8 protein-coding genes and 3 tRNA genes are annotated in these 7,028 nt (G+C 68.1%); 3 read left to right on the top strand and 8 right to left on the bottom strand.

Annotated elements, in window-relative coordinates:
• Window positions 1-158: 158 nt before the first annotated feature.
• The 4 genes from QZX79_RS13390 to QZX79_RS13375 form a co-directional block, all read right to left on the bottom strand.
• Window positions 159-599 carry an Asp23/Gls24 family envelope stress response protein gene (locus QZX79_RS13390; RefSeq protein WP_294568847.1) on the bottom strand — a complete coding sequence of 147 codons (441 nt, stop codon included), beginning with the start codon at window positions 597-599 and terminating at the stop codon, window positions 159-161.
• A gap of 159 nt (window positions 600-758) precedes the next feature.
• Window positions 759-834 (bottom strand) — tRNA-Phe (locus tag QZX79_RS13385).
• 61 nt (window positions 835-895) lie between these two features.
• Window positions 896-969 (bottom strand) — tRNA-Asp (locus QZX79_RS13380).
• Window positions 970-1,058: 89 nt separating this feature from the next.
• Window positions 1,059-1,131: transfer RNA gene (locus QZX79_RS13375), tRNA-Glu, on the bottom strand.
• A 146-nt stretch (window positions 1,132-1,277) separates the two neighbouring features.
• On the opposite strand from QZX79_RS13375, the gene QZX79_RS13370 reads away from it, so the two are divergent.
• Window positions 1,278-1,637 (top strand): metallopeptidase family protein, encoded by a 360-nt coding sequence (locus tag QZX79_RS13370; protein ID WP_120165793.1) that lies wholly within the window; start codon window positions 1,278-1,280, stop codon window positions 1,635-1,637.
• Between the two features lie 33 nt (window positions 1,638-1,670).
• Here the strand turns inward: QZX79_RS13370 and QZX79_RS13365 are convergent, their stop codons facing one another.
• Window positions 1,671-2,690 (bottom strand): universal stress protein, encoded by a 1,020-nt coding sequence (locus QZX79_RS13365; protein ID WP_294568846.1) that lies wholly within the window; start codon window positions 2,688-2,690, stop codon window positions 1,671-1,673.
• Window positions 2,691-2,946: 256 nt separating this feature from the next.
• On the opposite strand from QZX79_RS13365, the gene QZX79_RS13360 reads away from it, so the two are divergent.
• A complete protein-coding gene (locus QZX79_RS13360; RefSeq protein ID WP_294568845.1) occupies window positions 2,947-3,579 on the top strand; it encodes an FAD-dependent monooxygenase in 633 nt (210 codons plus the stop codon).
• Window positions 3,580-3,595: 16 nt separating this feature from the next.
• Here the strand turns inward: QZX79_RS13360 and QZX79_RS13355 are convergent, their stop codons facing one another.
• A complete protein-coding gene (locus QZX79_RS13355) occupies window positions 3,596-4,210 on the bottom strand; it encodes a copper resistance CopC family protein (RefSeq protein ID WP_294568843.1) in 615 nt (204 codons plus the stop codon).
• Between the two features lie 100 nt (window positions 4,211-4,310).
• On the opposite strand from QZX79_RS13355, the gene QZX79_RS13350 reads away from it, so the two are divergent.
• The gene (locus QZX79_RS13350) at window positions 4,311-5,759 is read left to right on the top strand and encodes an NCS2 family permease (protein WP_294568841.1); all 1,449 of its coding nucleotides are present in this window, start codon (window positions 4,311-4,313) and stop codon (window positions 5,757-5,759) included.
• Between the two features lie 37 nt (window positions 5,760-5,796).
• Here the strand turns inward: QZX79_RS13350 and QZX79_RS13345 are convergent, their stop codons facing one another.
• The gene (locus tag QZX79_RS13345; protein ID WP_294568839.1) at window positions 5,797-6,609 is read right to left on the bottom strand and encodes a spermidine synthase; all 813 of its coding nucleotides are present in this window, start codon (window positions 6,607-6,609) and stop codon (window positions 5,797-5,799) included.
• Window positions 6,609-6,947 (bottom strand): thiamine-binding protein, encoded by a 339-nt coding sequence (locus QZX79_RS13340; protein WP_294568837.1) that lies wholly within the window; start codon window positions 6,945-6,947, stop codon window positions 6,609-6,611. Before QZX79_RS13340 ends, QZX79_RS13345 begins: the two co-directional genes overlap by 1 nt.
• Window positions 6,948-7,028 lie beyond the last annotated feature (81 nt).

Raw genomic sequence — 7,028 nt, 5'->3', positions numbered from 1 at the left:
GACGCCCATCAGCAGGGCCGTCAGCAGGAACCCCCAAAAACCGAACGCGAGCGCGGCGAAAGCCAGGACCGCACCTGCGGCCATACCGGTGACTGTTGGTGTCATGAAATGCCCTTCGTTGGACGAATTCAGGCTGGAACGGATAAAGGCTGGTCGGCTCATGCCTGGGTGGAGCCGTGGGGGCGTACCTTTTCACTGGTACGGGCATCATTGAGCCCCGGAACGTGGACATCGCACACCTCCACGTTCACCTCGATGACTTCAAGCCCCACAAGGTCGCTGACCGCCTTGTACACGGCGGCCCGCACGGCGTCGGCCAGCCGGTTCAGCGGGTAGCCGTATTCGGCCACGAGGCTCACGTCGACGGCCACCTGGGTCTGTCCGATCTCGACGCGGACGCCCTGGGCGGGTTCCGCACCGCCGACGGCGTCGCGCAGGGCACCCAGCGCCCGTCCCGGGCCGGTTCCGAGCGAGTAGACCCCGGGCACCGAGCGGGCCGCGACCGCGGCGATCTTCACGGCTGCCGGATCGGCAATGACAGTCCGCCCGGGCGCCGTCGCGGCCGGAGGGAGAGGGGATTCACTGGTAAACGGGTCCATGAACGAGCACCTTTCGTCTGTGCCCAGCCTAAGCCCTTGCAGGGGTGGGAATGAGGGACCCGGGAGCGCGCCTCGGCCGTTGACAGTCCCCGGGGCAACGAAAGCCGGGTTAAACAAAGAAACCCCGGATTTCCTTCGAGGAAACCGCGGGGTATTCAGTGGTGGCTCCGACCGGCGTCGATCCGGTGACCTTTCGATTTTCAGTCGAACGCTCTACCAACTGAGCTACAGAGCCGTGCAACCATCTTCCGATGATCACCGCATCAAACCGGCACTGCTTTCGCCTGCCGCCTGAGCGACCCTGACGGGACTTGAACCCGCGACCTCCGCCGTGACAGGGCGGCGCGCTAACCAACTGCGCTACAGGGCCTTGCTATCTTGCACTTTCATTTTTGCAAGAGTTTCATCCTACCAGCATCCCTGCGGTGCGAATGACCACCGAAACCGGCGGATCCTGCGTACCCCCAACGGGATTCGAACCCGTGCCGCCGCCGTGAAAGGGCGGTGTCCTAGGCCGCTAGACGATGGGGGCCTTGACCACACTGGGCGAAAACCCCCCGCTGTGGACCTATAAAACTATAGGTCCTTACTTCGGATTTTCCAAAATGCATCGGCGCTGCGTTTCGCGCCGCCAAAACCGGCACGCAGCGCGGATACAGTCGAAGCGTGCCTATCGACATGAGCCTTGCCGACTTCGAGGCGGCCGTTGATGACGCCATCGACTCGATTCCCGAGGACCTCGCCCGAGCCATGAACAATGTGGCGATCTTCGTCGTGGAGGAGTACGAGCCGGGCCCGGGCGACGAACCGGACCCGGACCTGCTGGGCCTGTACGAGGGGGTGCCCCTGACGGAACGGGACTCCTGGTGGGACGCCGGATCGCTGCCGGACCGCATCAGCATCTTCCGTCAGCCGCTGATGCGCATGTGCTCCACCCGGGAGGAACTCGTTGAGCAGATCCTCATCACCGTCATCCACGAGGTGGCCCACCACTTCGGCATCGACGACGACCGCCTGCACGAGCTCGGCTGGGGGTAGCCGGGCTCGGCGCCGGGTTCCGGAAGGTGCGGCTCAGCCCACCGGCGGGATCATGGGCCCGAAGGAGCTGCGGTCCAGCAGGCGCGGATCCTCGCTGTCCGGAACCACCATCACCGGCCCCTTGGCGTGGTGCAGCACGCCCTGGCTGGTCGAGCCCATCAGCATGCCGGTGAATCCTCCGCGGCCGCGCGTGCCGACCACGAGCAGCTCGGCCGTGCGCGAGGCGTTGATGAGCACCTCCGCCGGCGGTCCGTCGAGCTGCTCCACGGTGATCTCCAGGCCCGGGAAGTGGCTCTGCAGCCAGTTCCTGCCCGCCTCGAGCTGCACGGTGATGTCCGCGTGAAGCGCTTCCCGGTCCAGGGGTGCCGGCACCCAGGCCAGCGAGCCGTTGAACGGTGGGATGGAGCAGATGACCCGCAGCGGGATGCCGCGGGAGACGGCTTCCTCCGCGGCCGCGAGCGACGCCCGCCGTGCCTGCTCGGAGCCGTCGACGCCGACGACGACGACCCTTTCGATCCCCGACGCCGGCGGGCCGGGCTCGCCCTTGGACCTGCCCACAAGCTGCGGCTGCCCGAAGCGCGGCGCGCACGAGAGCGGGACGATCACCGTTGGGCTCTTGGCGTGGGCCGGGAGGGCGCTGCTGACCGACCCCAGGAGCCGCCCGACGAAGCCTCCCCTGCCGCGGGAACCCACGACGACGAGGTCGGCCTCGGCCGAGAGGTCGAGGAGCACTCCGGCGGCGTCGCCGGTCTCGATCCGCGGGATGACCTCGAGTCCCCTGCCGGACAGGTGGGCCACCGCCTCATCGAGGACCGCGCGGGCCCCTTCGCGGATGACCGAGTCGTCAACCGTCGCGTAGCCGGCGTCCATGCTTGAGGCGGCGAAGACCGGCACGGTGTAGGCGGTCACCACGTACAGGGGCGACCGGCGCCGCTCGGCTTCCTGCGCTGCCCACAGCAGGGCGCAGACGCTTTGGTCGGAGCCGTCAACACCCACAACAATTCCGGATCGAACCGACGCTTCGGCCGGATGATCGCCCCGCGAGGTACTCATGGCATGCCCCTTTGCTCACCGCCCGACCCCGACCCGGGGCCGGTTGTCAATATTTGTAGCCTACTCCGGCACCCTGGTCTATTCACGGTGCAAAAAGTTATATAGGCTTCGTGAAATCGAGACCCGGAGGTCCGCCGTTCGGCGTGCCGCTCCGCGCTTCGGTTCCCGTCCGACCCGTTCGCGGCCGGGAATCAGTACGGCCCGGAAGAGGCGCCGGGCCGTACTGTGCTCTTCTTCGAACCGGAGGTACTTCGTCGTGGATTTGCTGCCGCCGGACCCAGCGCATGCCCTGCCCGAGGCGTCCGCGGCGGCAGAACTGACCACCACCGTTGTGATCGGCTCCGGACTGCCGGGGCTGGCCGTCGCCAGCGAGCTGAGCCGCCATGGCATCGACTCGATCGTCGTCGAAGGGCTCGACTGCCTCGACTCGGGCCCGATGCGCACGGTAATGAGCGACTCCGTCTCCCTTTCAGAGAGGTCCGAACTGCTGCGCCTGCTTCGGGCCTATGCCTCGAGCCACTGCCTCGATGTCCGGAGCGCGACCCGCTGTGAGGAGCTCAGCATCATCGGGCACTCCACCGTGCTTCCGGCGCGGGTCCCCTCAAGCAAAAAGTGGGCCATCCAGACCGCCGATGGTGTGCTGCTGGCCGACCACGTGGTGCTGACCAAGTACCCCCAGAACCAGCTGCGCCGGTTCCTGCGCTCGCTTGGCATCGCCATCGGCGCCGACTTCCGCGCGGCCCTGGCCGCAATCGGCCTTCACCTCGTGGGCGTGGGCGAGGTCCTCACCCCGAGCACGCGGGAGATCGTGCGCCAGGCGAAGCTTGTCAGCGACACGATCGCTGCCTCGGGCCGGGCCAGCAGGGGCCCCCTCGCCAGTCACGCCTAGGCGTTCGGGGACCAGGCTACCGGTTGGCGCCCAGCCGCTTCCGGGCGGTTGTGGCAAGCACCGCGGCAAGCGAGAGCAGCACGATGGCCATCACGGCGATGCTCCAGGGGAAGTCGCTTGTCCCTGCAGCCTGCGGCGACTCCTCCTCCGCCTCGGCGGGCGTGATCGGCACGGCCGTGCCGGCAGAATCCGGAGTGGCCGAGGTTCCGGACTCGGCGGTGAAGGTCAGAACCCCCTCAATGGGGTGGGAATCCGAGGACACCACCCGCCAATTGACCGTGTACTCCCCTGCCGGGGCACCCGCGCGCACGCTCTGCTCCGCAGTGTTGTCCGTGATCCGGACGGGCCCCTCGGACCAGGACTTGCCCTCGGCGTCGAGCACCTCAACCTGCGCGCCAAGGCCCGAGGGGACACTCGAGAAGGTGAGCTCGATGGCCCCTGGAACTGCGGCAACGGTTGCGCCGTCGTCCGGGTTGCTGCCCGAGAGCTCGTCATGGGCGGCCGCCGGCCCGGCCGCCAGGCCGAGGAGGATCAGCAGGATGAGCCCCGGCGTCAGGACGGCGCGGGCCCGGCCGGCGGAGATCCGCCGGCGGCTGTGGGGACGGGAGGGGCTGAGTGCGGAGAAAGCCATGGCTTCAGCCTACGCTCCACGCCGGTGTAACCCGTGGGTGATTGGCCGGCGCCGGGATAGAATCTGCTCGGTTCCCCTTCCTCCTCTCCAAGGATTAATCATGCTCAAGACGGGTTCGGCGCTCGACCGCTACTTCGAGGTCACCTCCCGGGGATCCACCTATTCGCGGGAAATCCGCGGCGGCGTGGCGACCTTCTTCGCGATGAGCTACATCGTCGTCCTGAACCCGCTGATCCTCTCCGGGGCCGACGCCTCGGGCACGGAACTCGGCTTCGAACGGGTCGCCGCGGTGACGGCCCTGGTCGCGGGCATCCTCACCATCACCATGGGCGCCTGGGCCCGATACCCCTTCGCGCTCGCCACCGGCCTCGGCGTCAACGCCTTTGTCGCGATCACCGTCGCCACCAACCCCGGACTGACCTGGCCCGACATTATGGGCCTGGTGCTGCTGGCCGGGCTCACCATGCTGCTGCTGGTGCTCACCGGCTTTCGGACCGCCGTGTTCAACGCGGTCCCGGAGAGCCTGAAGACGGCCATCGTCGTCGGCATCGGGCTGTTCATCGCGCTGATCGGGCTCGTCAACGCCGGCTTCGTCCGGCGCATCCCCGACGAAGCCCAGACCACCGTGCCTGTCGGCCTCGGGTTCGAGGGCGTCCTGCTCGGCTGGCCGACGGTTGTCTTTATTTTCGGCCTGGTGCTGACCATCGCCCTCGTGGTCCGGCGGGTCCGCGGGGCGATCCTCATCGGCGTCCTCGCCGCCACCGCCCTCGCCGTGATCATTGAAGCCGTGGCAGACATTGGCCCGAGCTTCATCCCGGGCCAGGACCCGAACCCACAGGGGTGGTCGCTTGTCGTTCCCGAGCTGCCGACGGGCGCCTGGGTTGGAGCTCCGGACCTCGGACTGATCGGCAACGTCAGCCCGTTCGGTGCATTCGGCCACCTGGGAGCCACGGCCGCGTTGCTGCTGACCTTCACGATCCTGCTCAGCATCTTCTTCGATGCCATGGGCACCATGGTGGGCCTTGCCAACGAGGCGAAGCTCGTCGACGCCCGCGGCAATATCCCCGGCGTCAACCGGGTCCTGATCGTCGACGCCCTCGGCGCCGTCGCCGGCGGTGCCGGCTCGGTGTCCTCGAACCAGATCTACGTCGAGTCCGGGGCAGGCATCGGCGAAGGCGCGCGCACCGGCATCGCGAACATCGTGACCGGCGTCCTGTTCCTGCTGGCGATGTTCATCACCCCGTTGATCAGCCTCGTGCCCTTCGAGGCCGTGGCGCCCGCCCTGGTGGTCGTGGGCTTCATGATGGTCTCCCAAGTGGGCCGGATCGACTGGCAGGACTGGGGGATCGCGATCCCCGCGTTCCTGACCTTCACCCTCATGCCGTTCACCTACTCGATCGCCAACGGCCTGGGAGCAGGCTTCATCGCCTTCGTCCTGGTCCGCGCCATCCAGGGCCGGGCCCGCGAGATCCATCCACTTATGTGGGCGGTGGCCGGGGCGTTCGTGATCTTCTTCGGCATCGGTCCCATCGAGCAGATCCTGCTCTAGCGGAGCGCCCCTGCGCGGGGCCGGACCGGGCAGGGCGTCAGTCGGTGAGCGGCTGCGCCCCGGCGGCGAATCGGCGCACCTGGTCGTCGTGCCACAGGTGGGCGGGCACACCTCCGCCCAGCAGCCCGCGGGCCAGCCCGGGGCCCTCGCCGAGCGGGCCGTCGCTACCGGCAATGATCACGTTGCCGTAGCGGCGCCCCTTGAGCATCGCCGGATCGGCGACGATCGCCGTCCTCGCGAAGGCCGAGGCGATGGTGGCCGCTTCCCGGCGCGCCATCTTCAGGTCAGGACCGTCGCCGCAGTTGACCAGGTAGATCCCGTCGGCGGCGAGCACCCTCTTCGCCTCCTGCGTGAACCCGACGGTTGTCAGCGGGTGCGGGGTGCGGCTGCCTGCGAACACGTCGCGGATGATGAGGTCCCGGCTGGCCTCCGACAGCGACCGGGTCACTTCCCGCGCCTCCCCCACCCGGATGCGCACCAGCGGAGCCCTCGGCAGGTCGAACCACTGGCGCACCAGTTCGGCGAGCTTTCCGTCGAGCTCGACAACGACCTGCCGGGCGGCCGGATGTGCCGCGGCGATATACCGGGGCAGGGAGCACGCACCGCCGCCCAGGTGCAGCACCCGGAGCCGGTCGGAGGGACCCCAACGGGCGTCGACAAGGGCTGCAATCCAGCGCATGTACTCGAAGTCAAGGCGCAGCGGGTCGTCGAGGTCGATGTGTGAGCTCGGGACTCCGTTGACGCGCAGCACCCAGCCGTTGGTGCTGTAGGGATCGGGCTCGAGTTCGCAGGTGCCCGTGTCGATCGGAAATTCGCCCGCGACCGGCACGGGCGTCCCCTGGCGTGCCATCAGGAGTGGCCCTCGAACTCCTGCATCTCCCCCAGGGCCTTCTCAAGCCGTTCGACCTTGCCGGTGATTTCGCCGGTGTGCCCGGGCCGGATATCGGCCTTCAGCACCAGCGATACCCTGCTGCCGTACCGGCCGGCGGCTTCGGTGGCGTGCTTGATGACGGCCATCACCTCGTCCCACTCACCTTCGATCGTCGTGAACATCGAGTCCGTTGAGTTGGGCAGGCCGGACTCGCGCACGACGGCGACGGCGGCGGCTACCGCTTCAGAAACCGAGTCACCTCCACCCCTTGAGTGCTCGGAGGATCCGGACGGTGCGACTGAGAAGGCGACAAGCATGGTCCAAGTCTCGCAGAAACCGCCGCCCGCGTCCCGGCCGGGCGTGTGGCCTGGGTTATGGCACCCCGGGCAGGTCCCTGA

Origin of the sequence: uncultured Arthrobacter sp. (genome assembly GCF_902805515.1) — a bacterium.
Classification (GTDB): Bacteria; Actinomycetota; Actinomycetes; order Actinomycetales; family Micrococcaceae; genus Arthrobacter_D.
The sequence above is the reverse complement of the archived record's forward strand: the minus strand, read 5'-3'. Positions and strand labels throughout refer to the sequence as shown.